General features: G+C 39.7%; 22 protein-coding genes and 2 pseudogenes. 9 read left to right on the forward strand and 15 right to left on the reverse strand.

Translation table 11 applies throughout. The features are described from left to right. Window positions 1–264 precede the first annotated feature (264 nt). Entirely contained in the window at window positions 265–1,608 is a 1,344-nt protein-coding gene (locus BTR25_RS07560) for a multi antimicrobial extrusion protein MatE (RefSeq protein ID WP_254842652.1), read from the reverse strand. Window positions 1,609–1,899: 291 nt separating this feature from the next. After that, window positions 1,900–2,310, reverse strand: coding sequence for an Lrp/AsnC family transcriptional regulator (locus BTR25_RS07565; RefSeq protein ID WP_075687459.1), 411 nt, complete (start codon window positions 2,308–2,310; stop codon window positions 1,900–1,902). Between the two features lie 128 nt (window positions 2,311–2,438). On the opposite strand from BTR25_RS07565, the gene BTR25_RS07570 reads away from it, so the two are divergent. Beyond that, complete coding sequence (locus BTR25_RS07570; protein ID WP_075687460.1) at window positions 2,439–3,200, forward strand: MBL fold metallo-hydrolase; 762 nt, start codon at window positions 2,439–2,441, stop codon at window positions 3,198–3,200. 123 nt (window positions 3,201–3,323) lie between these two features. On the opposite strand, the gene BTR25_RS07575 is transcribed toward BTR25_RS07570, so the two are convergent. Next, the gene (locus BTR25_RS07575; RefSeq protein WP_075687461.1) at window positions 3,324–3,743 is read right to left on the reverse strand and encodes an Rrf2 family transcriptional regulator; all 420 of its coding nucleotides are present in this window, start codon (window positions 3,741–3,743) and stop codon (window positions 3,324–3,326) included. A gap of 146 nt (window positions 3,744–3,889) precedes the next feature. Here BTR25_RS07575 and BTR25_RS07580 point away from each other — a divergent pair, with 146 nt between their 5' ends. Beyond that, window positions 3,890–4,846, forward strand: coding sequence for an alpha/beta hydrolase (locus BTR25_RS07580; protein ID WP_075687462.1), 957 nt, complete (start codon window positions 3,890–3,892; stop codon window positions 4,844–4,846). 324 nt (window positions 4,847–5,170) lie between these two features. On the opposite strand, the gene BTR25_RS07585 is transcribed toward BTR25_RS07580, so the two are convergent. Together BTR25_RS07585 and BTR25_RS07590 are read right to left on the reverse strand one after the other, a co-directional pair. Next, window positions 5,171–6,451, reverse strand: coding sequence for an NfeD family protein (locus BTR25_RS07585; RefSeq protein WP_083652291.1), 1,281 nt, complete (start codon window positions 6,449–6,451; stop codon window positions 5,171–5,173). Window positions 6,452–6,848: 397 nt separating this feature from the next. After that, window positions 6,849–7,049 carry a hypothetical protein gene (locus BTR25_RS07590; RefSeq protein WP_075687464.1) on the reverse strand — a complete coding sequence of 67 codons (201 nt, stop codon included), beginning with the start codon at window positions 7,047–7,049 and terminating at the stop codon, window positions 6,849–6,851. A 312-nt stretch (window positions 7,050–7,361) separates the two neighbouring features. Here BTR25_RS07590 and BTR25_RS07595 point away from each other — a divergent pair, with 312 nt between their 5' ends. Further along, on the forward strand, window positions 7,362–7,730 hold the full coding sequence (locus BTR25_RS07595) for a hypothetical protein (RefSeq protein ID WP_075687465.1): 369 nt from the start codon (window positions 7,362–7,364) through the stop codon (window positions 7,728–7,730). Window positions 7,731–8,020: 290 nt separating this feature from the next. On the opposite strand, the gene BTR25_RS07600 is transcribed toward BTR25_RS07595, so the two are convergent. Together BTR25_RS07600 and BTR25_RS07605 are read right to left on the reverse strand one after the other, a co-directional pair. Beyond that, window positions 8,021–9,694, reverse strand: a complete 1,674-nt coding sequence (locus BTR25_RS07600; protein ID WP_075687466.1) for an FAD-dependent oxidoreductase — start codon at window positions 9,692–9,694, stop codon at window positions 8,021–8,023. A 46-nt stretch (window positions 9,695–9,740) separates the two neighbouring features. Further along, the gene (locus BTR25_RS07605) at window positions 9,741–10,499 is read right to left on the reverse strand and encodes an SDR family oxidoreductase (protein WP_075687467.1); all 759 of its coding nucleotides are present in this window, start codon (window positions 10,497–10,499) and stop codon (window positions 9,741–9,743) included. A 191-nt stretch (window positions 10,500–10,690) separates the two neighbouring features. On the opposite strand from BTR25_RS07605, the gene BTR25_RS07610 reads away from it, so the two are divergent. Next, entirely contained in the window at window positions 10,691–11,293 is a 603-nt protein-coding gene (locus BTR25_RS07610) for a TetR/AcrR family transcriptional regulator (RefSeq protein ID WP_075687468.1), read from the forward strand. 301 nt (window positions 11,294–11,594) lie between these two features. On the opposite strand, the gene BTR25_RS07615 is transcribed toward BTR25_RS07610, so the two are convergent. Next, on the reverse strand, window positions 11,595–12,437 hold the full coding sequence (locus BTR25_RS07615; RefSeq protein ID WP_083652277.1) for a helix-turn-helix transcriptional regulator: 843 nt from the start codon (window positions 12,435–12,437) through the stop codon (window positions 11,595–11,597). A 162-nt stretch (window positions 12,438–12,599) separates the two neighbouring features. Between BTR25_RS07615 and BTR25_RS07620 the strand changes: the two genes are divergently transcribed. Together BTR25_RS07620 and BTR25_RS07625 are read left to right on the forward strand one after the other, a co-directional pair. Beyond that, a complete protein-coding gene (locus tag BTR25_RS07620) occupies window positions 12,600–12,851 on the forward strand; it encodes a hypothetical protein (RefSeq protein ID WP_075687469.1) in 252 nt (83 codons plus the stop codon). A 74-nt stretch (window positions 12,852–12,925) separates the two neighbouring features. Then, on the forward strand, window positions 12,926–14,296 hold the full coding sequence (locus BTR25_RS07625) for an MATE family efflux transporter (protein WP_075687470.1): 1,371 nt from the start codon (window positions 12,926–12,928) through the stop codon (window positions 14,294–14,296). 212 nt (window positions 14,297–14,508) lie between these two features. On the opposite strand, the gene BTR25_RS07630 is transcribed toward BTR25_RS07625, so the two are convergent. From BTR25_RS07630 to BTR25_RS07640, 3 genes are all read right to left on the reverse strand, one after another. Further along, window positions 14,509–15,552, reverse strand: coding sequence for an oligogalacturonate lyase family protein (locus BTR25_RS07630; protein ID WP_075687471.1), 1,044 nt, complete (start codon window positions 15,550–15,552; stop codon window positions 14,509–14,511). A 90-nt stretch (window positions 15,553–15,642) separates the two neighbouring features. Further along, window positions 15,643–16,632 carry an aldo/keto reductase gene (locus tag BTR25_RS07635; RefSeq protein ID WP_075687472.1) on the reverse strand — a complete coding sequence of 330 codons (990 nt, stop codon included), beginning with the start codon at window positions 16,630–16,632 and terminating at the stop codon, window positions 15,643–15,645. Between the two features lie 78 nt (window positions 16,633–16,710). Further along, on the reverse strand, window positions 16,711–17,559 hold the full coding sequence (locus tag BTR25_RS07640; protein ID WP_075687473.1) for an AraC family transcriptional regulator: 849 nt from the start codon (window positions 17,557–17,559) through the stop codon (window positions 16,711–16,713). A gap of 197 nt (window positions 17,560–17,756) precedes the next feature. Between BTR25_RS07640 and BTR25_RS07645 the strand changes: the two genes are divergently transcribed. After that, window positions 17,757–18,779 carry a glycoside hydrolase family 88/105 protein gene (locus tag BTR25_RS07645; RefSeq protein WP_075687474.1) on the forward strand — a complete coding sequence of 341 codons (1,023 nt, stop codon included), beginning with the start codon at window positions 17,757–17,759 and terminating at the stop codon, window positions 18,777–18,779. A gap of 453 nt (window positions 18,780–19,232) precedes the next feature. Here BTR25_RS07645 and BTR25_RS07655 read toward each other — a convergent pair. The 4 genes and pseudogenes from BTR25_RS07655 to BTR25_RS07670 form a co-directional block, all read right to left on the reverse strand. Next, window positions 19,233–19,839, reverse strand: a pseudogene (locus BTR25_RS07655) (cytochrome ubiquinol oxidase subunit I); the annotation flags it as partial. 308 nt (window positions 19,840–20,147) lie between these two features. Beyond that, entirely contained in the window at window positions 20,148–22,220 is a 2,073-nt protein-coding gene (locus tag BTR25_RS07660; RefSeq protein ID WP_075687476.1) for a HAMP domain-containing sensor histidine kinase, read from the reverse strand. Next, on the reverse strand, window positions 22,195–22,881 hold the full coding sequence (locus tag BTR25_RS07665; protein WP_075687477.1) for a response regulator transcription factor: 687 nt from the start codon (window positions 22,879–22,881) through the stop codon (window positions 22,195–22,197). Before BTR25_RS07665 ends, BTR25_RS07660 begins: the two co-directional genes overlap by 26 nt. A 339-nt stretch (window positions 22,882–23,220) precedes the next feature. Beyond that, window positions 23,221–23,964 carry an SGNH/GDSL hydrolase family protein gene (locus tag BTR25_RS07670; RefSeq protein ID WP_075687478.1) on the reverse strand — a complete coding sequence of 248 codons (744 nt, stop codon included), beginning with the start codon at window positions 23,962–23,964 and terminating at the stop codon, window positions 23,221–23,223. Between the two features lie 348 nt (window positions 23,965–24,312). On the opposite strand from BTR25_RS07670, the gene BTR25_RS27455 reads away from it, so the two are divergent. Continuing rightward, complete coding sequence (locus BTR25_RS27455) at window positions 24,313–24,480, forward strand: lipoprotein (RefSeq protein WP_175596720.1); 168 nt, start codon at window positions 24,313–24,315, stop codon at window positions 24,478–24,480. Window positions 24,481–24,498: 18 nt separating this feature from the next. Next, window positions 24,499–24,822, forward strand: a pseudogene (locus BTR25_RS07675) (redoxin domain-containing protein); the annotation flags it as partial. Window positions 24,823–25,016: the final 194 nt, after the last annotated feature.

Genomic DNA, 25,016 nt, shown 5'->3' on the forward strand with positions numbered 1-25,016 from the left:
TCTTATCCGCTTTCCCAGAAGCTTTTGAGTAATTTCTAGCCGATGGAATTAAGTAAAAAAAGTGCCAGAACAACATACAATTGTCCTGGCACTTCCAGATTTCATTCCTCATAGCCATTTTAAAATAATAAAGATTGTTGTGGTTAAATGACAGTACAGCTACGTTTAAACTAGCAAAAGCAATCGCACTCATATATATTTCAAACACCGTCATTCAGTATTGTGAGTGAGCCGACCTCAATCATTCGAGTACACATACAAGCCTTATCGCTCTTTGCCCATACCTTTCATCTGGAACAAAGTACTTTTATTTTTTGAACGCCTTTCTAGTGCATTGACGATACTTGTAAGAACAATGAGCTCGGCTAACATCCCAATGGATTGCGCTAATGCCCCGATGATTCCGTTCCACTGTGCAGCAAATGTTACACCGACGAATAATACAATCATTGTAATGACGAGATTGGCTGATTGTGAGAGAATGGTTACTTTTGTTTGTTTATGGACCATTAACAGTCCGTTAAAGAAATCGATGAACGGGAATAAAAGAGCCATTAACATGAAAACCTTTAACACTTGTAAGCTAGCATCCAAAAGTCTGCCGCTTACCCCCATCACATGCTCCAAGAAGAAGGGTCCAACCGCTGTATAAGAAAAAATTCCAACCAAGATTAACGGGATCAGCCCAATAAGAAAAGAAAATCTTTTGACATCAGCTTGATGATCAGCATAAAAATTAATCACAATCTGGTGGATATACGAGAAAAAGCTTAATAATAAATGTGCCACACTTAGAGCAATCGCGTAGCTGGCGATCGCAAGTTCAATATCAGCTGTTTTACCCAAAAATACGTTGATCGCTGGCCCAATCATAACGACAATAACTGAAGAAAACATAAGTGGACTGTAGAATTTAAAGATCGTTTGCTTTGATTTAATTTGAAGCTGCTCGTGCTTTTCAGGCATTTTTCGTACTAGCACCCTTGCTTCTATGAAACTAATAAGTGATTCAATCATCATACCGACTAAAAAAATGATCGCCCCTGTTTTACCGGATATATTTCCTGTTTGAATAAAATAAATCGACAACAAATACATTGCAGCTAGCCTGATTCCCATTCCAATGGTCAACCACTTTGTTTGCCGGTTATAGATAATCACGCCCTGGTTCAAACAGCGGAAAGCGGAGAAAATCGTCACGAAAATAAGGACTTGGTAAATGCCCTTGATATTTTCCACCATGCGATCATCCGCACCGTAAATGGTGGAAAAAATGAAATTTCCTACTGGTGTATAGGCCACTGCAAAGGCAATCAGCATCAAACTAGCAATCAGGTAATATGTAAACCTAGACATTAAGGTAAACGAAAATTTATCTCTTACCAAAGATGAACAGGTTTGACGCAGTAACACTCCAAGCCGCTCAGTGATCCCAAACAAACTCATCGCAATCGCATAACTAGCAATGATAAATTCCGAATTCTCCGCTCTTACCAACGTACTATTAATGATAATATGAGATAACGTAACCAAACTTGCGGATATCCCTAATGGAATAAAGAAAAACAACAAGGTTTTTAGATCTAACCCCACACCCTTTTTACTCACAGCTGCTCAACACCTTTTGGTTTTTAAAACCCCTTTGATTATTTCGATTCTCTAAATGATTTAGATACTATTATACAATAAATTTGAATTTAATAGTAATTATAGCGAACGATTTTAGAGCAAAGAAGCAATAAGAACAGAACGTTTATTTGCTTTCGCTAAAAGCCTGGTCCCGCTATAAGTGATAGAAAAACTAACAAAGGAGCCCAAAACATTACGGTAGGCTCCTTTGTTATTTAAAATGAATTGACCTGCTTGGAGGATATAAGTGTATCTCATTCTGACTAATGGCTATTTGCTAATAACAATCGATAATTTATAGTTTGCATGCTCGTTCAAGTCTTCCAAAAATTGATTCATATGTTCATTTGATGGAAATTTACACTCAAGAAGATAACAACCATCTCCACTGATTTTATAGTTCTTTATTAGATATTCCTCTTGTGTTTGTAAGAACATCAAATAAGGCTGATGGTTCGTGCTTTGTGTAATAATCGTAATAAAAGCATGTATAGTATATCCCAATTTGACTTGATTCACTTTAATGGTGTAACCCTCAATAATTCCACTATCCTCTAACTTGGCAACTCTTGCCGTTGCAGCTGGTCCAGTCAAATGGACTTTCTCCCCTAACTCTTTCATGGTTATCCGACTGTTCTTGGATAGCTCATCTAAGATTTGAAAATCCGTGTTGTCTAGCATTCATTTAACTCCTTTCATTAATAAAGTCAAACGGGCAAAACACTTTATTTAAACTATGTATTGGTGAATGGGTCATAGTTTAGAATAAACATTGTTCCAAGGAAATTCAATAAAAGGAGTTCATATAGATGAAAATACAACAAATTCGTAATGCAACATTAGTGGTAGAATACGCAGGTAAAAAGTTTTTAATCGATCCCATGTTAGCAGAAAAAGGGACTTACCCAGCTTTCCCAAATTCATTAAGACAAGATCAAAAAAATCCTCTAGTAAGCTTACCAACATCGATTGAGAATATAATTCAAAATATTGATGCAGTTATCGTAACTCATCTACATTCAGATCATTGGGATGATGCTGCTAAAGAAGCATTACCTAAAGAGATCAAGATTTTTTCTCAGAAAGAAGAAGATGCGACAGAAATTCGAAAAGCTGGATTCCAAAATGTCGAGGTATTGCAAGAGGATACCGTTTTCGAAGGGATCCATTTGATGAAAACAAAAGGCGAACATGGAAGAGGAGAAATCTTAAAGCTGGCTGGTCCAGTTTGTGGTGTGGTCTTCAAGCACACCAATGAGAAAACGTTATATGTAGCTGGAGATACAGTATGGTATGAAGCTGTCCAAGAAGTCATTGAAACGCAGAAACCTGATATCATTGTGGTAAATGGTGGAGACAATCAATTCCTGCAAGGCGGTTCTCTAGTTATGGGGAAAGATGATATCTATGAAGTCTATAAGGCAGCCCCTAACGCAAAAATTATTTCTGTTCATATGGAAGCGATCAATCATTGGACGTTATCAAGGGAAGAATTGAAACGTTTTATTAATGAAAAAGGAATCTCGTCTAACGTTTTAGTACCGGATGACGGTGAGTCCTATTCATTTTAGCAGGTTACGGAGTGAAGATGCTAATACCGAATCCATTTAGCCCTTACTCTCCCCATCACTAGAATAAGTGCCAGTCACCAAACTGAAAAAGGGATGGTGCCTAGCACTTTTTTTCTTTCGTATTTAATTCCTATTTTTAAAATCTACTAAATCTTGTATGGAGAAATTGTTCAGCTCTTCTTGAAAACACTTTTCTGCTTGATCGATGATTTGAGATATAAAAAATTCTACACCCGTAGAAGGTACTGTATAAAATGGAGTTGTTGAAGATTCACCTAATGCTTGATAAACATCCTTTACAGTTATGTCTTCTGGTGAAATATTGATCATATAACCGCCATATCTTCCTCCATGAGATTTCACATAGTCAGCTTTTGCTAGCTTTGATAATATCTTTCGGACAAAGGTTGGATCCTCACCTAACAATTTAGCTAGATGATGACTTTTTATCACACTTTCTGAGGAGGCAAGCAAGACAAGTGTTCTTAATGCCACATGAAACCACTTTGGTCCTAAATCTCCTGCTTGTATGATTAGCTGCATGATACTTCCTCCTTTGAATTTTCAAAATATTCTGTTGACAATTATACCATATCTCCTTACAATTTAATTGTGATGATTTTATCACAATTATACCTCTAAGAATATACTTCACTTTTTTGAAAACGATTACAAAAAGGAGTGTTAGTATGAAAAATCGAGTAAATCCAGAATTATTACCAGCATTAGAATTGTTTCAAGACCTTGAATTACGGCCAGAGTATTTGCCAGCAATTCGAGAGGGTATGGCTCAAATGAGACAACCTGCCAATGTAGATGAATCCATTTCATTAACAGATGAAGTGATTGTAGGTCCTGATGCTAATCCACTACCATTACGAATTTATCGGCCAAAACTAAATAATGAAACATTACCTGTTTTATTATGGATCCACGGCGGAGGTTATGTCCTCGGTTCAGTAGAAGATAATGATGAGCTCTGTATGAATTTCGTAAAAGAAGCACGCTGTGTGGTTGTTTCTGTAGATTACCGGTTAGCTCCGGAGAATCCTTATCCTGCACCGATTGAGGATTGTTATTCGGCGTTAAAATGGATTGCTGATCATGCAAAGTCATTAAACATTGATTCAAACCGAATCGGTGTTGCAGGAGCTAGCGCTGGCGGAGGACTGACAGCCGCAGTGACACTGTTAGCACGTGACCGTCAATATCCTTCTCTCTGTTTCCAGATGCCACTTTATCCAATGATTGATGACCGAAATAATACTCCTTCTGCAAATGAAATTAAAGAAGGACTTGTTTGGAATCAAAAGACAAATGAGGCTGGCTGGCGAATGTATTTAGGTGCTTTATATGGATCGGATGATATTCCCTCCTATGCAGCCCCAGCTCGTGCAGAGAATTTTAGCAATTTACCATACACATATACCTGTGTCGGTCAATTAGATCCATTCCGCAGTGAAACCTTAACCTATGTATCCAAACTTGCAGAAGCTGGTGTTGATGTCGAATTTCATTTATACCCTGGAGCCTATCATGGGTTTGAGGTATTAAATCCTGCTACCGAGGTATCTGTTCGTGCGGTAACCGAATATATACAAGCAGTTAAGAATGGATTTGAAAGACTCTCAAAGGTAAAGGTTTAACTCTTAAATTCTAGCTATTAGAACCAGTGCCAGGCACCATCCATTTTTTTATGGTGCCTGGCACTTTTGTTGCTGCGGATTTTTTTTGATTGTAGTGAAGTTAAGAAAAAATGATGGTGGTGTTAATTTCAAGCCCATTGCTGCTACTAAAATCGGTCCTCTAAATAATTTTCTCCATAAAAGAGCATTCCGATCATGTTCCTCCCACGGTCCCAATGCCCATGGTGATTCGCACTAATAGTTTTTAAACAAAAAAAGGGGAAACAATTGGTGAAATTGTTTCCCCTTTTTTAGATGATTACGGCAGTAAGTATTATGTCTTTCCTATTGGTCCTTCTTTTCCAAGTTAGGAATTTCTCTTACAACAATCCGTGCACCTTCTGCCTTTACCACTTTTACTTTGGTACCTTTATCAATAAATGCACCTTCACTTACCGCATCGATCCGTTCGTCTTCAATGATTATGGTGCCGGATGGCCGCAGGACGGTTAACGTATAGCCTTCCAATCCAATTAATTCTGAACGAGTTTGATTCGAGATATAACCGCTTTCGGTATTCGTGGAATCAGTTAAGATGATTCTTTGAAACATGCGCAATTTTTTGCCAAACATCTTGATTAATATAATTGAAACTAAGATAGAAATGACAATGGCTACAAGCAGGGAAATGGCCATATGAAGTACATTATCAACTGCCATGAACAAACTGGCAATAATGGCGACAAAACCGAGCGCCCCTGCGATACCGCCAGCGATAAAAAACTCTAATAAGATAAGACCGAGCCCGACAATAAATAGAATAAGGGTCTCAAATCCCGCCAGCCCCGCCACGAGATGTCCGTAAAAAAACAACAGCAATGCGGACAAACCCATAAACCCAGGAACACCGAAACCAGGTGAGTACAACTCCAAAACGAGACCAAGGCTGCCAATCGTCAGTAAAATCGAATAAACAAATGGATTGGTGATAAAACGGGCTACTTTTTCTGCAAAGCTTACTTCAAGAGAGCGTACATCCGCTTCGGAATATCCGAGTTGAGCTAACAGTTCATCAAGATTGTTCACAATTCCTTCAGCGTATTGAACCTCAACAGCCTGTTCAGAGGTCAAGGTTAATAATTTCCCTTTTTCTGCTCCGTATTCTGGCAGATCAACATTTTCATCTGCCATCGCAAGTGCATAAATAGGATCCCGGTCAGCATGCTGAGCTGCGTTTTTCATTTCCGCAAACCAATACGATTCCGCTTTCTTTCCAGCAGTATTACCCGACTGGTCAATGATCGCAGCAGATCCCATCGTGCCCCCTCTAACCATGTAGATTTCATCCATGTTTAAGGAAATATATGCACCTGCGGAGAGCGCTTGGTTATTAATAAAAGCAATTGTCTTGACCTTTGTGGAAGTCAGCAGCTTCCCAATCCCAGCAGCGGCATCTACAGCTCCACCAGGAGTATTAATTTCAAATATAATGGCGTCTGCATTCTCCTTCTCAGCCGTTTCAACCGCTCTTTGCAAAAAGGCGTACAAGCCCTTTTCAACTGTTTCTTCAATCGGAACAACATAGACAACTTCCCCTTTCGCAGAGCTATCAACAGGAATAAGCATAAGGGAAAAGCCCAATAACAATGATAGAATGGAAAATAACCGAATTCGTTTCACTCTTTTTGCCTCCCTTCTTATTTTCTCTTACATAAGAATATAGCTTTATTACGGCTATTATACAAGAAAGGTTTCAAAAAATGCGCGGGGACGGTTCTACTGCTTCCTTGAAATACTAAGGAAGCAGTAGAACCGTCCCTGTACATACTCTCACATCCAGAAAAGTGACAGCATTCTGAATTGTAGGGAATCTCGTGCAATTGCTGGTTGGGGAATGAAAGGAAAAATTCAGGGGGAACAAAATGGATTATTTCATCTTTTCATGGGGTTGTCGATAAACCGGAACAATTGCACAGGCACCAACCAAAAGTGGATGGAGCCAGATTAAATGTGTTTGGCATTTTTATTCAATGAATCTAGCTACATCTTTTCCGCAATTTTTACATTTGCCTTCTAGGACAATTCCGGGAGGTGATTCTTTGACTTCAAAGTTTACAATTTGTACAACATCACAACAATTACTACACCAAACATTTCGTTCCAGCTCTTTGCGTATTTGCACTGGAATCGCAAGCCATTTTTTATTTGCTTCAAAAGAGATCATAATTAGATTGTCTGCTCCTCGTTTTTATTAGGTAAGATTACTTTTTAACCAATGCTACTCCCACATTTCATTAAAATCAAACCCTATTATTTTTCGTCATTGCCAGCAATCATTTATTACCATTTTTCTATTTTTATCATACAGGCATTAACATTACAATAAAAGCCCTATATTTTTACTCCTTTTAAAATAATATCCAAATATAGGAAACATTGATTTTTTATGGTAATATAGAGATAAACATTTTTTTCATAGGGAGGATATAGGATGAAAAGATGGGTACTGGGGTTAGTACTTGGATTACTATTATAATTGTTAACGATTACTAAATCGCTATATGTTGAGTGGGGAGAGTTATTTATAATCATTGGCGCCCTGTCTTTGACATCCGTAATCTATCTGAAAAACAAAAAGGATACAGGTAAACTTTTCGTATCTTCGGAAGTAATTGGCTTCGTATTTTTTCAGGTATTTGGAGTGGCGGACTTGGTGATTGACCATTATTTGTACTTCCTGCCTACCGGTGCAGAGGATGGCGCACCCTTAACATTAGGATTTAAAATAGAAGAATACAGTGATGATATGTTTTTAGGAAGTATTATAAGTATGTGTATAGTAGTTGTAATAACCTTTATTCTAACTAAAATCTTTTCCTTTGCTGATGCGAAAACTATTCAATAAAAAAATTCTGAATTAGTAGCAGTTCCGTTTTGTATCGTAAAAACCCTTGAATGCATCGAAATTGTAGCCAACTTGAATACCCTTTTGTTTTGCAATTAAATATAAAATGGCTCAGTTCATCCTGAGCCATTTTTGTAGCTTGTTGAAGTAAACTTCATATCCACAAAAAAGGATGCTAAAATCATTTCGACTTAGCACCCAATTGTTTTACACCTCAAATAAGAACCCATTATATGGTTAGTAAGCAACTATTTCCTTCAAGAGTCTAATCGAAATCCCCTCGTGACTACCTACACGACATGCAACTCTGAATTCGCAGGTTTCGCAAGATGTTGATGAATATGATTAGCAGAAATATAGCCAAATACGGTTGTAGGTCCGAGTGTGGATCCTGGACCTGGGTAGACACGGCCCATGACAGATGCGGAACAATTGCCAGTAGCATATAAGCCTTCAATGGGCAGACCGTTACGCAATGCTTGCCCGTGCTCGTTTGCGACAATCCCGCCTTTTGTTCCTAAATCACCCGGGTAAATTTTCACCGCATAAAATGGCGGTTTAACAATTTCACCTAAATTCGGATTTTGATAGGTAGGGTCGCCGTAATAATTATCATAGGCAGAATTACCGCGGCCGAAATCCTCATCTATACCTGCCTTTGCAAATCGGTTAAAGCGTTCTAGGGTTGACGTTAAGCCCTGTAACTCGATCCCGCATTTTTCCGCTAGTTCTTCAATCGTATCAGCCTTCACTAAAAAGCCGCTTTCGATGGCATCTTTCGGTGTCCTTCGAGGAAGCATGTCACCAAACAAATACCGATTGCGATTTCTACTTTCCATGATGAGCCAGGAAGGAATCGCCCTGCCGTTTTTTTGTTGACGCTCTAAGATGGCATGGCCCGCGTCTGTATAGGACTGAGATTCATTGAAATATCGTTCACCCGTTTGATCGACAATCATACAGTGCGGCATCGACCGCTCATAAACAAGAAACTTCCGGCGACCTTCTGCATCGATGGCGGTTGGTCCCCACCATGCATCGTCAAGCAGCGCTGTATCTAGGTTATGCTTTTGGGCAATTAAGAGCAGATCTCCGGTATTGTCAGAGCTTGCAGCTGTCCAATCCGTACCGATTTGATGATACTTTTCTCTTAGCTCGGGATTTCGTTCAAACCCGCCTCCCGCCAGTATAACCGCCTTGCATTTTATCAAATAGGTCCTTCCATCCTTCTCAACCTGGACACCCTGTATTTCGCCATCCTCGATGATTAAGTCCTTTAACGGGGTCGAAAGCCATAAGGGGACTTTTAAATCGAGGGCGATTTTAAGCAGTCGGCTGACCAATCCTGCACCAATCGAAATCGCACGCTCTCCTTTTATTTTATGTTTGAAGCCGTTAAGAAACATGCCGATTACCACACTAAAATCCTTTAGGTTTGTGAAGGCTTTCGGTAGTGAGGATACTTTTCCTGAATACAAAGGCAGCGGCGCCTCAATCTCTCCTTTACGGAGTGTCTCCTCGAGTTCGCCGAGTAGCCGAGAGTCGAAGATTTCCCCTTCAATCGAACGCCCAATCTTTCCGCCGGTCCTTTCGGGATAATAGTCAGGATATAAGGATCCCGCTACCCACTTCATGCCTAGCTCTTCTAAAAACTTGACCATCTTATGGCCATTTTTAACATAGGCTGCTTTTCTTTCATACGTAGAGGCTGGTCCCGTATCTTCAATCACCTCCTGCATATAAGTCAGCGCTTCTTCCTCGCTATCCTGCAAGCCTGCTTTTTTTGAAACATGATTATTTGGAATCCACAAACCACCGCCTGATAATGCCGAGGACCCTCCCCACACGGTTCCTTTTTCAATTATAAGTGTATTTAAACCATGATTTGCTGCGGTAATGGCTGAAACCAACCCGCCTGCACCACTACCAACGACCACTACATCATATTCAGATTGCCAATCCATTTATCCGCCTCCCGTGTTTGTTTTACGATTCTGCTTTTCCTAACGATTAATAGGCAGTCCAACCAGCATCTCCAGTAATCACGGTTCCATTAACAAAGCTGGATTCATTAGAGGCAAGAAAAAGGGCGATGTTGGCAATATCTTCAGGCTTGCCCACGCGTGGATTTAAGCCGAGTCCTGGCTGAATGCGGCCCATGCCAAAATGGTTAATAGTTGTCATCGAAGCTCCGATATTGGTTTCAACCCCGCCTGGGGCAATGGCGTTGCACCGAATCCCATTCGGGGCATACATGAAACCTGTATTCTTTGTAAACCCAACAACTGCGTGCTTTGAAGCGGTATAGGTTGCCCCTGCCCTTGCCCCTTGAAGCCCTCCTGCGGATGCTATATTGATAATGACTCCAGACTGTTTATCTAAAAAGATCGATAAAGCTTTCCGAGTGGCACGCATAACACCCGTTGTATTGACCGCAAAAACTCTTTCCCATATTTCATCTTGTATATCACCGGCCGGTTCGAAATTATCCATAATCCCCGCATTGTTCACCAAGATATCCAATGTTCCATATGCCGTAACGGCAGTATCCATTAGATTTTGAATGTCCTCTTCCTTGGCTACATTCGTCATGACAGCAATCGCTTCCCCGCCACTGGTCTTAATCTGATCCACTGTCAGATTGGCTGCTTCTACATTAATATCTGAAACTACCACTCTGGCCCCTTCTTTTGCATAAAGAAGGGCAATTGCTTTTCCCATTCCAGATCCAGCACCTGTTACGACCGCTACTTTGTTTTGAAGTCTCATATCCATTCCCCCAATTATTTTTGTATGCGTTTCCACCTTGTTTTAATAATTCATAATTTTCTTTCTACTTATAGTATAATGATGGAGAAATATTAGGACAATCAGCAGAGCAACGGCAATATGTCTATTAAGAAACACCATTACCAACGAGTGAGCAGTAAATCCTTTTTATTGAACAATGGGGGTGTGTTATGTCTATTAAAAATGAATTTATGGACAGGAGAATTATTCGATCGAAGAAAGCCATGAAGGCTGCGTTGTTATCATTGATGACCGAGAAAGAATTTAGAGACATTACCGTTACAGATATCGTACGAATGGCAGATATAAATAGAGGTACCTTCTATAAACATTATCAAACGACAGAGGATATACTAGAGGAAATAACCGATGAGGTAATACTAGACTTGATCGATTCCTTTCGCGAGCCCTATAAAAACATGGAGGTGTTTGAGCTTACGAAACTTACTTCTACGGCAATCAAAATTTTCGACCACGTTAAAAGATTTGCAGAGTTTTATTCTCTCATGGTTCGAACCAATACATTGGCTGGTTTTCAACATCGTTTTTGCGGAATAGTAAAAGACGTTGTTTTAAATGATTTTAAAAATGAAATCAGTCATCCCAATATCAACGTAGAATTAAATGCCAGCTATCAAGCCTACGCCATTCTAGGAATAATAATCGAATGGATCAATGGAGGATTTAAATACAGCTCCACTTACATGGCTGAACAATTACTTGAATTTATCAGAAATAAACAATCAAATCCTGTCTATAAACCGAGGATATAGAAAACACGGGGACGGTTTTTCTTAAGTGAAGGGAATAGAACACCTCGCCTAACCATTTTCACTGCTAATCACGAGAAGTCAGCTCAGGAGGTACGTTTTTTATACTCGCATATTCCCCCAAGATACCACATTCCAAGCTAGCTCGATCATTTAATTTATGCATCCTCGTAGGCAAGGGAGAAAAGCACAGGGACGGTTCTCCCTGTGCTTTTCTCATATAAAGATGTTTGAGAAGTATTAACAACAAGTTATGGACGAAAGAAGTAATAATTCACGAAAGGGAGATTTCCTTCTGGGAGATCTACTCTTCGCTCCTCTCCATACTTCGGTAGATCCTAGGTGAAACACCATTTACCTTTTTGAACATCTTGCTGAAGTGGTATTCTTCGTAAAATCCACATAGCTTAGCGATTTCCTTAATAGGATAATCCGTAAATATTAGATAGCGGCATGCCTGTTCGTTACGTAAGTGAATAAGATATTCTTTTGGTCCCATACCAGTATATTTGAAGAACAGCTTCCGAAGGTATGATGCTGAAATGCTGTATTCCTCAGCAAGCAATTCAATTCGCAGGTTTTCCATATATCCGTTTTCTAGACGTTTTTTAACATGCTCGAAGGCGGAGAGTGCGCCTGATTCAGTTATGCTCCAATCAGGTTGCTCAATTTGATGAAGCTTGTGCAGAAGAATTTGTAATTTAGCTTGAGACATGGAAGCACCATCGGCAATTCCCGGTGCCCACTCATTATGTATCTCCCTGCATAATTGGCCCAGTTCCTCCGACTGTTTGGTAGTGTATCGACTCAGGAAAGGAAGCCGCAGTTGATCTATGGGAATTATATCTTTCCATACTGCATCGTAAATTAGCTCTGCACAATCGAAAAGTATCATGGTCATACGGAGTGGAGCATGTGGTTCTGAGCGCATTGACATCTCTAGACCTGGTCTTAAATAAGTCATCATACCAGCCTGTACCTTGTGCTCAGTATTAGTCACGAATGTCCCCTCACCCTCATGAATCCAATACAAACTATGAACATTCACCAGATTTCGAATGTCTTCCCAGCCAGGATATGTTAATTTATCAAGAACAAAATGAATATGTACCCCAAGGTGATTCAAATTATATTTACGGATTTCCAAACCTGTATCTCCCCTTTAGTATTCTATGTAATAAAAAGATTGATTTTTACAAGTTATTTGAGTTTTTTTGCATTCAGAAACAGATGACCATATGTTACTATCTATACTATCAAATAAGCACCAAGATAGCTATAAAGGTCTTTGATTTGAGGGGAGATACAGTTGTTAAGGACATTTCAAGAGCATAATATATCGGACTACATAGTTATTAAACGGTCCGTGGAACTTCTAAAAGACCCTTCCAATGTGGGAGTTAAAGAGAAGTGGTATGAGCGTTTTCCACAAGCTTCCCACTCTATGTATGTTCCATCATGCTGGAATAACGAACTGAACATGTACGACTATGAAGGCGTAGCATGGTTCAAAAACGATGCGGCTCCCAAGAGAAGTATCGTTGTAAAAGTTTTACTATAGAGGTAAGGGATGATAAAAGCTTCTGAGGAGGAATTACTTATAAAAATCATTGAGAATAGAAGGGTGAGCTCAACATGAAGACGAAAGAATATCCAGTTCAAAAGCTCACTCTCTTTGCAATCACATGGCCCATTTTTATTGAAACTATGTTACATTTATTGATGGGTAACGCTGATACACTTATGCTTAGTCAGTATTCAGATGATGCTGTTGCAGCTGTTGGTGTTTCAAATCAAGTATTAATGTTAATTGGTGTGTTGTTTGGCTTCATAGCTACTGGAACGAGTGTACTTGTTTCTAGGAGTCTCGGGGCAAATTCATTCAAAGAAGCAAGTCAAATAGCGGTTGTTTCCATTGTTTCAAATATACTGGTGGGGCTAGTTATTGGGGTAGCAATTGTCTTTTTTGCTTCGGACATTATTTACATGATGGGTGTTTCTAGCAATCTTAATTCAGAAGCGACACTTTATTTGCAGATTGTTGGCGGTTGTATTTTTTTACAGTCAGGTATTATGACGATGGTAGCCATTTTACGTAGTTATCGTTTCACGAGAGATGCTATGTACGTCACACTTGCAATGAATGCTATTAATATCGTTGGTAATTATCTTTTTATCTTTGGGATGTTTGGCCTTCCGGTGCTTGGTGTAACAGGAGTAGCGATTTCCACTATACTTAGTAGATTCATTGGATTAGCCATCATCGTCATCATTTTATATAAAAGAATTAGACCTACACTACCCTTCTCGTATGTATTTAAGAAATTCCCACATATAGAGCTGAAAAAGTTACTTGAAATTGGAGTTCCTTCAGCGGGGGAACACCTTTCATTTAATGGATCACAGCTTGTTATCACATCATTTATTGTGATGCTTGGTACGGAAGCAATAACGACGAAGGTTTATGCTCAAAACATTGGGATGTTTGTGCTGCTTTTTTCAATCTCCATCGGTCAAGGCAACCAAATTATCATTGGACATCAAATCGGTGCGAAGCAATTTGATGCTGCATATAAACGCTGTGTTCATAGTCTCTTAATTGCCATTGGCATAACAAGTGTAGTTGGGTTAATTCTTTATCTATTTAGCAAGCCAATCTTAACTCTTTTTACAACCAATGAAAATATCATTGCAACAGGGAGTATCCTTCTGTTATTGACAGCCTTAGTTGAACCAGGCCGTTCGTTTAATGCGGTCGTTATCACCTCTTTACGTGCAGCGGGAGATGTGAATTTCCCTGTTTTCATAGGGATTCTCTCGATGTGGGGAGTTAGTGTTCCGTTAGCTTATTTCCTTGGAATACATTTTGAATTCGGACTCGTTGGAATATGGATTGCATTTATTGTTGATGAATGGTTAAGGGGTGTACTCATGCTTTGGAGATGGCGCCAAGGGAAATGGCGTCAGAAGACGATAAGTATGAAGGTGCAATCTAGTGCTTCTTAAACACTTCGAACATTCTGGCATAGACTGGCATCTACAGTCTTTATAGTGTCCTTACCACAACAAGAAGACCGACATTTCTGTCGGTCTTCTTTAAGATATAGCCTACATGTCTTTACGCTTCAGCAAACCCTATATATACATCATTTGCCACCAGGTAGAAGCAGGACTTTGAGACAGCCCCCTTTTACCTAATATTGGAATGGGCATTGAAGCTAGGGYCTTTCAACCTGATTTAAATCAATAAGGCAAACCTGTGTACTGCCGTTATTAAACGGACGGTTAAACAAGATTTTATCGCCCTTACGGTTGAAAGAAGGATGAAGATGATCCGCACCACTTCTTGGTGTATCAGTGCTGGCGAGAATGAGGGAGTTCCCTGTTTCACCATTTACAAGATAAACCAGATTAGGGCTTTCTACTCCAAGGTAGCCGATACGGTCAGCGCAAAACCATTTCGAGTCATATGTAACTCCAGGGTGGAGCAGCTGCTCTCCCTTAGTAATGATGCGAAAATTATGACCGTCTTTTGTCCCCATCATTAAATATGATGGCAACTTCATGAACACAATGTTATCACCGTCAGCAGTCCAAACCTCATGGGTAATCCAATCCCCCTCGGATTCGACATAGTACGGCCGTGCGGTAGAAGTGGTGACATCGAATAGCCACATCCGCTGCAATGCGTCGCCACCTGTTTCATGAATAAAGAAAATCGTATTTTCATCGGTGGGACAAACCTGTGCATGTCCCAAATGATAATCACTCTGATAAACTACTTCACTTTTTCCTGTTTGAGGATCAAGTGTGACCAAGGCAGAAATGCAGTTTTTTTGTTTATAACTACAAACGATCATTCCGCTTTTGCTAGTAGTTAAATGACCCGTAATATGACCGCCAGCAGGGAGCGCACCCAGATCAATAATCTTATCGCTGTCGCATTCATAGCGGCAAACGATATTCCCCTTTGTCATGACCCCGTAGTTTTCAAACCTGTCCATCGCAAAGCCACTGTATTCACTGCCTGCCACCAGTTTCAGCTCGCCAGTTTCAACCTCCGCTTTGTAAAGCTCTCCATTTCCTTGGTAGACCTCATTCTTTAATCCTGTAGGAATCTGCTTGTTGAAGAAGAAAAAACGGTCATCGGTAGTAAAATTCTCTGTAGTGAAATACAGTTTAGTATTGCGTTCAGGACCTTGAGTATATTGACGTATCTCATATCCTGTAACAGAATCCGTGTAGGTTATTAAATTTTGCATAAAAACACCCCTTTTCTCATTCTTTTACAGACAGCTATTAGTAGATTTGCCGGATTGTATCGCATTCTATATGTTCAATAATGACCAAATTTACATAAGTATGTCGTCAATTGCCGCCAGTTCTTCCTTGGTAAAAGCTAAGGTATGTAACGCACCGACCGCGTCTTCGATTTGGGAGACCTTGCTCGCTCCGATTAAAGCGGAGGTCACCCGTTCTCCCCGCAATACCCAAGCTAACGCCATCTGCGAGAGTTTTTGCCCGCGCCGTTCAGCTAGCTCGGTCAGACGCCTCACCTTGTCCATTCGCTCTTCGCTAATATCCTCAGGTCTCAGGAACGAGCTTGGCCCCGCCGCACGCGAATCCGCAGAAATTCCCTTAAGGTAGCGATCCGTCAAAATCCCTTTTTCTAGTGGCGAGAATACGATTGAACCGATCTCCTCTTCTCCCAGCACATCCAGAAGACYGCTTTCAATGTCCCGGGTCAGCATCGAGTATCTTGGTTGGTGTATCAGACAAGGGGTCCCCAACCTCTTCAAAATACGCGCGGCTTCCCGAGTTTCTTCCGGTTTGTAGTTAGAAATACCAACATAGAGAGCTTTGCCCTGTCGGACAATCTGATCGAGTGCTCCCATCGTCTCTTCCAGTGGGGTGTTGGGGTCCGGGCGATGATGATAAAAAATATCCACATAGTCCAACTTCATCCGTTTCAGGCTTTGGTCAATGCTTGCGATTAGACTTTTGCGAGAGCCCCATTCCCCATAAGGACCTGGCCACATATAGTAACCGGCCTTAGTCGAGACGATCAGCTCATCCCGGTAGGGTGCCAAATCAGTTTGAAGCATCCTGCCGAGCATTTCTTCCGCCGAACCCTCCGGTGGACCATAATTATTTGCCAGATCAAAATGAGTGATGCCCAAGTCGAAGGCTGTTCGAATTAAAGCTCTTCCATTTTCAAACGAATCATTGCCTCCGAAGTTATGCCAAAGTCCGAGAGAAACCGCCGGCAGCTTCAGTCCGCTCGAACCACAGCGGCGATAAACCATCCTATCATACCGTTTTGTGCTTGCTCTGTAGACCATCTTATGAAAACCTCCCTTGTGAATTAAATCCATTTTAAGGGGTTTGGCGGGTCAAGCCTATATCAGTAAGGATGTGGTTTATGGATTTATGTCTGAATGAATTATCTGTTGGCGATAATGCTTCGGAGCAATTCCTTTTATTTTTTTAAACATTCTTGAAAATAATAGGGCGTCGGAATAGCCCACAGACCGAGCCACTTCTCCAACGGTATACTGCCCTTTACTAAGTAGTTCACAAGCCTTATTCATCCGATATTTCAGTAGGTATTGCTGCGGAGTCAAACCAACTGATTCCTTGAAGATGGTGGAGAAATATTTGCGGTCCAGTCGAATAAACGTAGCAAGTTGTTCTATGGATACCTGTTCATGAAAGTGAGCATGAATAAATTCCATACCTTGCACAATATAGGCATTATGTCTCTTTGTGCTTAAACTTGCAGGAGTAGAAAGCGGAACAGTATCTGTGAGAACGGATAAAAATTCATACATAAGCGCTTTGATCATTAGGTCGGAGCCAGTTTCTTGTCCGGAAACCAACGTTAATTGATTATACATATCGGGCATGAACCTAATGTCCATAGGAAACACCGGTTGCTCTGGGATAAGCCGTGTACGCGCCAATATCTGTTCGACCTGCTCACCGCAGAAGGCCAACCACGAATACACCCAGGGTTTCTGCATGTCCGCCTTATAAAAGGTCAAAACATCCGGGTAAATAAGAAAGGCTTGCCCAGCTTCAAGGGAAAAGGTATTTTTTCCTACTTGGACGATGCCGTAGCCATTGTGGATAAAATGAATTTTGTAGACGTCCCGAACCATCGGGCCAACGGCATGTCCCGGCGCACACTCTTCCCTTCCCCAGTAAAGTAAGTGCAACTCCGAATTCTCGCGGTCCGGCTTTTCCGGATTAAAATAATAAGTTCTCACGCCATCCCTCCTTCGATAAATACTGACATTATACCATAAATGAAAGCCTATTTAGCATGGTTTTCACACTGATTGAGGCGATATAATTTGACTTAGATGCAAATAGAGCGACACGGTTATAACTAGTTAGACCTGGATTTGTATCTGGTTCAAAGTCGAACGGTTACATAAAAACGTATATAGAGAGGAAGATGGCAATGCAAAGGTTTGAATATGATGAAAACGAAGTAAAGGAAATCATTGACTGCTTAGTCCGAAGAACAATGAATATGGATTTTACATGGGGCTGGTCATGTGGGGTGGCTTTTTATGGTATCGGAAAAGCCTGGGAAGTAACCGGAAACCAGGAATATATTGACTTCTTGGTCAACTGGGTAGACGAATATCTTGAAATAGGGCTTCCCCCATTGATGGTTAATGCTTGTGCTATGGGACATACATTGCTGACACTGCATGAAGCTACAGGGGATTCAAAATACCTTGATCTTGCAGTGATGAAGGCTGAGTATCTTCGAAAGGATGCGATCCGTTTCGAGGATGGAGTGTTCCAGCATACGGTTTCATCGAAGAATGATTTCCCAGAACAGGCATGGGCAGATACATTGTTCATGGCAGCTTACTTCCTGCTTCGAATCGGATTTAAGCTTGATAACAAGGAATATATTGATGATGCATTGAAGCAGTTCTATTGGCATGAGGAGTACTTGCAGGACAATAAGACAAATTTGTTCTATCACGCATGGGATAATACTAGAAAGGATCATTTATCTGGAATTTACTGGGCAAGGGCAAATGCATGGGCGGCTTATACAATGGCAAAGGCATTCAGAATGCTCAACCCCTTTATGCCTATGTGGATGCAGATTGGCGATGCTTTAAGAGATCAATTGAGTGCACTGGTCAGATTACAGTCTCCAGATAATATGTGGCATACCATCTTAAACGATGAAAGCTCATACCTTGAAACTTCGGCTACAGCCGGTATTGCTGCTGCATTGACCGTAAACGCACATCCATTGCATCAGAAATATATAGCAAAAGCATATGAGGGAATATTATCAAACATTGATGAAGACGGTTCAGTTAGAAATGTTTCTTCTGGTACGGCAGTAATGTATACAGCTGAAGATTACAAGCTGATTCCTAAAAAAAGGGTACAGGGATGGGGGCAAGGGCTTGTTCTTGCATTCCTGGCTGCGCTGCTTGAAAACAAGAATTAAGTTAAAAAACTAATACATAAACTTTACCCGTCACTTTGTATTTTTATTACTTTACATTATATTATAATCACACAAAAACATTAGAACATATGTTCATAACTCTCTTGAGCTTTATCTAAAAAAAGGAAAACCGTTCCAGGCACCAATTAAATGGATGGTGCCTGGCACTTTTGTCGGGTACCAGGAGGAGCATGGTGTTTTATGCGTTATGTATTTTGCTAGCCTTATTTGAATCCTTAATTTCAACAAACTTAACCTTAGCTTTTTTACACTTTGTACAAACGATTAATGTTTGCATTCTGCCGATGCGTTCTTCCACCAGTTACGGCTCCAGATTGGCCATCTTAACCTTGTTATCCAACAATTTCATCATTTGAATGCGTTTTCGATACTATTCTTATTTGCCCTTGTTCCAACAAGAGCTGGATCAGTATGGTATAGAATGGTTTGTTCTAGATTAACGGAGACAACAGAAGCGACGACAAAAGCTCCCACTACATAGGCGGACAATGCCACATGTCCCGCTGTGACAAAGAAGCTTGGGTTAAAAAAAGCAGCCCAAGGGTCAATATCAAGAAATTTCCATCCTCATAACGGAATCCAGCTGGTGTACCTTGAAAGGCATGGACGTTTGTAATTAATACGGCTGAGGATAGTGCTCCAATCGCGACCAGGACTAAGCTGACGATTCGCATCCAAGGGGCAATTCTTTCAGCTGCATAGACATAGATTGACATAAACAAAGCCTCAATAAAAAAAGCGTAGATTTCAATTTGGAAAGGAAGTGGCATGACACGACCAATCACTTCCATAAAACCAGGCCACAATAACGATAACTGAACTCCCGCAATAGTACCCGTAGGGATACCAACACCCAGTAACACGGCGAATGCCTTTGTCCAGCGCTTCGCCATTACCACATAGTCCAGGTCTTTTGTTTTTTGATAGAGAAGCTTTGCCGCTAAAATCATTAGCGGTAAGCCGACTCCGATTGTTGCAAAAATAATATGGCCATCGTCGTTCCAAATAAGGAGCGGGCTATTAATAGATCACTMAAAATCCATACAACCTCTCAAGTGTTATGGTTTTGACATTTATTTCCAATAGGTCCATTAATATGTAAGGATTTAGGATTAGGCAATTCATTTAATTAATAAGCAAATTTATCTTTCTTAGAGGGAGGGAAAATCCTTATTAAAAAGGCAAAACCTCGCCGCAATTTGGCGAGGTTTAAGTATTTGATCTGGCCCTTGTTCAACAAAAATTCGGCAATTTGTAAGAGCAAAGTAGATAGGTAGTTCCGTTCATTTTGCACAAAAAAAAATAGGACATCCTTTGACATCCTATTTTTTGTTGCCAACACAGCAATCACTCATTTTCAGTTTTATGTTTAGGTAAATAGATGATCGCCTTAAATAAATCTCCGTCCACGTGAATGGTAAATTTGCCTTTTTGAATTTCAATAAGGTTTTTTGCAATGGAAAGACCTAACCCGCTGCCTTGACTGGTTCTGGATTCATCGCCTCGTTTAAATCGCTCCATTAATTCGTCTGCAGAGATGTTTAGCTCATAGGCCGAGATATTTTTGAAACTGATTCGGATTTCATTGTCAACTTCCTCGATATCGATATAAACTCTAGAGCGTTCGAGTGCATATTTAAAGATATTGGATAAAACATTCTCGATCGATCGCCACAATAATTTCCCATCGGCTGTCACATACACCTTTTCCGGAGGATGACTCACCTTCATATCAAGACCCATTGTTTCTATTTTGTCATTCAATTCCCCAAGACCCTGGGTAAGTAAAGACACGATATCAATTTTCTCCACGTTAACGGGAATATTTCCGCTTGATGCCTTTGATGCTTCAAATAAATCTTCCGTTAATAGTTTGAGCCTTTGTGCTTTTTGATCAAGCACTTCGATATATCCGTCTGCTTTTGTTGAGTCCTTTTCATTTTTTAATAGATCGACGTACGTGATAATGGAAGTTAGAGGATTTCGAATATCGTGTGAGACATTCGTAATAAGCTCCGTTTTTAACCGCTCACTTTTGAGTTCACTATCCACTGCTTTTTTCAGCCCATCGGTAATGCTATTGATGTTACTAGAAAGTCTTGCGAATTCTCCATTTCCTGCGACTTCAATGCGATGATGAAGATTTCCTTCCTTAATGACTTCTATACCATGTTGGATGTTCTGGAAGGTCTTGACCTTTCTATAAGCAAACCAAGCTGCTAGCCCAATCGTAACCGGGAACATGAAAAACGTTGCAGCCACCAATAGCGGGTAGCCAATTACCAGTAATACGGTCTTTACGGCAAGATTTCCACTTTTGTATACATCTCCAATAAATTTCACTATTTTGGAGATTACTGTATAGATCAATGAATGTTTGTAAAGTGTTCTATTTTTTATATGCTTCACAAGTAACAGAATCAGCATTAATTCAAGTACGGCAATAGGAATGGTGATGATCGTAAACATCCCAACCATATTTTTAAATACTTCATCCACTAAGACAATCCAAAGAAAAATACATAGAACGATATTGATGTCATTATATAGTTTTTCTACCGGGCGGAAGTGTAGCTCTTGATCGTTAAAAGTCTGTCTTCCAACTACGAGCACCAGATAAATAAATGAAAGAATAAATCCTGCCAAAAATCCTAATAAACGATATAAGTTTGTTGTAGCAATTGCTTTGCCTTTTTTCCACTCTTCCGCTTTTTGATTGAGAAATGGTTCTGAAAACGCGACAAACACAACCGTGTTTTCCATATCTATTCCATCTAACTTTGCTGTAATTCGATATAAATATTCATTTTCTACTGTTTCTTTTGGGTAAAGCTCTTTCTTGTATTCTTCAAAAGTCATATAGGCTGGGTAGGTTTCAAATTGTTCTTTGGTACTCATCGAACTGTTTGCAAACACATTGACACCATCACTGGCATAGAACAATGGCTCATATTCTTCGAGRTTTTGCATGAGCTGATGAAACTCCCTCATATCTTCCTTGATCATCTGTTCTTTCGTTTCAGTAAGTTTGTCGGCAAATTCTTCTTTAAACTTTTCGAAATTCTTTTCTCTTCCTAACTCAGGGTCATAACTTCTAGAATATTGATATTCTGAGTAGTATACGTTTTCTTCTACCCTTTTCCATTCATCCGTACCAATGGTTTCGCCGCTTAAAATGTATTCTTCATTTTTATATTCCCCTACTAGTCTAGTGAGGTCACTAATCAGCTTCTCACTTTCCTGTATATAGGCCCGGCTTTCTATGTAACCTTTCTCGGTTACACGGCCAAAATCTCCATCATTGACAATCTCAACTTTAACAATTGCTTGAACCATTCCTGTAAAACATAGGATGGCAATGATAAAAACAATAGTTTTCGTTATGATGGAATGGCTATATTTTTTCCATTTTATATCCAACTCCCCACACCACCTTCAAATATTTTGGTTCTTTCGGATTTATTTCTATTTTTTCTCTGATTTTTCTAATATGAACGGTTACGGTATTTTCCGGGTTAAAGGATGGTTCGTTCCATACCTTTTCATAAATATCCTCAATGGTGAATACTTTTCCGGCATTTGCTGTCAAAAGCTTGACTATCTTATATTGAACGGGTGTAAGATGGACCTCTTCACCATCAACGGTGACGGTTCTACTTTCATCGTCAATCAAAAGTCCCCCAGTCTGATATATATTGGTTTTCGTTTCAAGGCTGCCAAAGGTTGTATATCTTCTCAGCTGAGATTTTACCCTTGCAATCAACTCCAACGGGTTAAAAGGCTTGGTAATATAGTCATCTGCACCTAAATTTAACCCTAATATTTTGTCATGATCTTCAGATTTAGCAGAAAGCATAATTAAAGGAATATTATTTCGTTTCCTAATTTCCATCGTCGCTCTGATCCCATCCATCTTCGGCATCATAATGTCCATAATAATCAGATGAACCTCATGATCTTTGACTCCCTCAATCGCTTCTAGTCCATTGAAAGCTTTGAATATGGTGTAGCCTTCATTCTCTAAATAAATTCCGATCGCATCTACGATGGCTTTGTCATCATCACAAACCAAAATATTCATAACAGTTCACTCCTATATATGGTGGTAACATTTCTATCACTCCTTTATTATTAGCTCTAAGGAAATGATATCAATCAAATATTAACAATCACTGAATGCAATTCTTAAGATTTTCTTACGATTTGGGTTTCCGTGCCTATTCTATCATGCTATGACGATTGATAGGGCGAAAACGAGTAACGGTTTTGAAAAAGGAATACACTGGAACCGGACCGGACTTTTTAAATTAGAAATACCATTTACATTTCGCCTATATTATAAAAATAGGAATGTAAAAAGCACAAAGGAATGATCCAATTACAGGATGATCCTTTGTGCGAAACTATAAATCTATGAATCCTACTTATTTTTTTGAATCGCTTTCCAGAACTCTTTAGCAACCACTTGATATCCTTCTACGTCCAAGTGAATGTCAGCTGGGTTCGGAAGGTATTCTTTCTCATGTTTWTCAATCACTTTAGCGGTTGGAACGAAGATATCACCATTCATACTAGCTACACTTTGTATCGTTTGATTGAAAGCATCTAGTAGTGGCAATAGGGCTGCTTGTTGTTCTACTGGTAAATGTGGAAATGGATTATAGTAGCCCATTACATATACCTTAGTATCAGGATTGATTTTATCAATTTCACTTAAAATCGCAAAAACGTTTTCTCCTATACCTTTTAATACCGCTGGAGCCAATGCTGGATTTGCTTGGATTCTAGGTAACTCTGCGAGTAAATCATTTGCTCCAATATCGATTGTGACCAACTCCGCATCAGCAATAGATTCTCGAAGACTAGCATACTTCGGATTAATGGGATTGAAGAGCTCATTTACAATATGTGTAGTCCTATACCCCGAAACACCATAATTATCAAGTTCAACTTGGTATTGAGATTGCTCAAAACGGCTTGCTAGATAGTCAACATAACCATCCCGATCCTCTTTGTATGGTGTTTGACCTGCAGCGAGGGAATCACCTAGAGCGACATAATCAAACTGTTCCTTTTTGATATTCTTTGCTGAAGCGGTAAATGGTATTGATACAACGAGCGAACTAATCATCAGTGCGCTTACTAAACCTTTTCTTATTTTCATAACTCTCTCTCCCCTTACTAAATTTTATTCAGTTAAACGTTCTCTATTAAGAACTACTTTTCCTTCCCGAGTAGAAAATAATTAAGCAATCATCTCTCAATTTCTATCGTGTAGGGAGTATATTGATAAATCAGCTAACGGAGAACTCAATAAGGGAGTTGATAATGTATGACTTTAAACAGCAACTGCATCCATCGCTGAAGATAGCAAATAAGAACAAGATGAAGAATCTGGATGGTGATATTTAGCTTTTATGAAATCTTAATGCAATTATATTGATACACGTTTAGGTTTTCACTACAATGGTAGTGGAACTTATCAGCTAAAAAACATAGTGAGGAGTAATATATGAACCCAAGAATCATCGTTTTGTTCCTTATAGCTGTTCTAGTTTTATCAGCGTGTGGACAAAAGACTATTAGTGAGCCGATTACATTATTAACTCAGGACCAGCAGGAAGTAACATTTCCACAAGACAAGCCAACGATCTTCTTTTTTATCACGACCTATACCTGAAGTCTCTGCCACCAGCAACTAGTTGAGTTGCATGAAAATCTCGGAAGGTTTGAAGGCATTGATGCTGAAATGTACGTTATTAGTAAAGATACACCAGAAGAACAACTTCAATTATATAAAGAATTAGAAAGAATGTATGGTAAAAGCCTTACCTTTGTATCAGACCCTGATTTAGAATTAATTGATTTGATGGGAATGAAAAATGGTGATGTGGCCTATAGAGGTTATGGAATGATTGACCAGGATGGCAAGGTCATTTTCAAAACGGTAAACGACCACTGGGGAGAAAACATGGATCACACGGTTGAAAAAATTAATAAGGAATATAAAAAACTAGAATGAAAACCCAATACCTTCTATCACATTTCAGTTTTAAACAATGGGTTGCAAAGAGGAGCTAATCTTGAATGAACTACACCCCAATTGTTAGACATAACGATCTAACAATTGGGATGCATTCGTCACAAATATGTATGTTTCTATTTAACTTTTTAACAGTAGCATGGACTACAATACCTTGACCATCGCAAAAAGGA

The organism is Bacillus sp. MRMR6, assembly GCF_001940785.1.
Classification (GTDB): Bacteria; Bacillota; Bacilli; order Bacillales; family Cytobacillaceae; genus Neobacillus.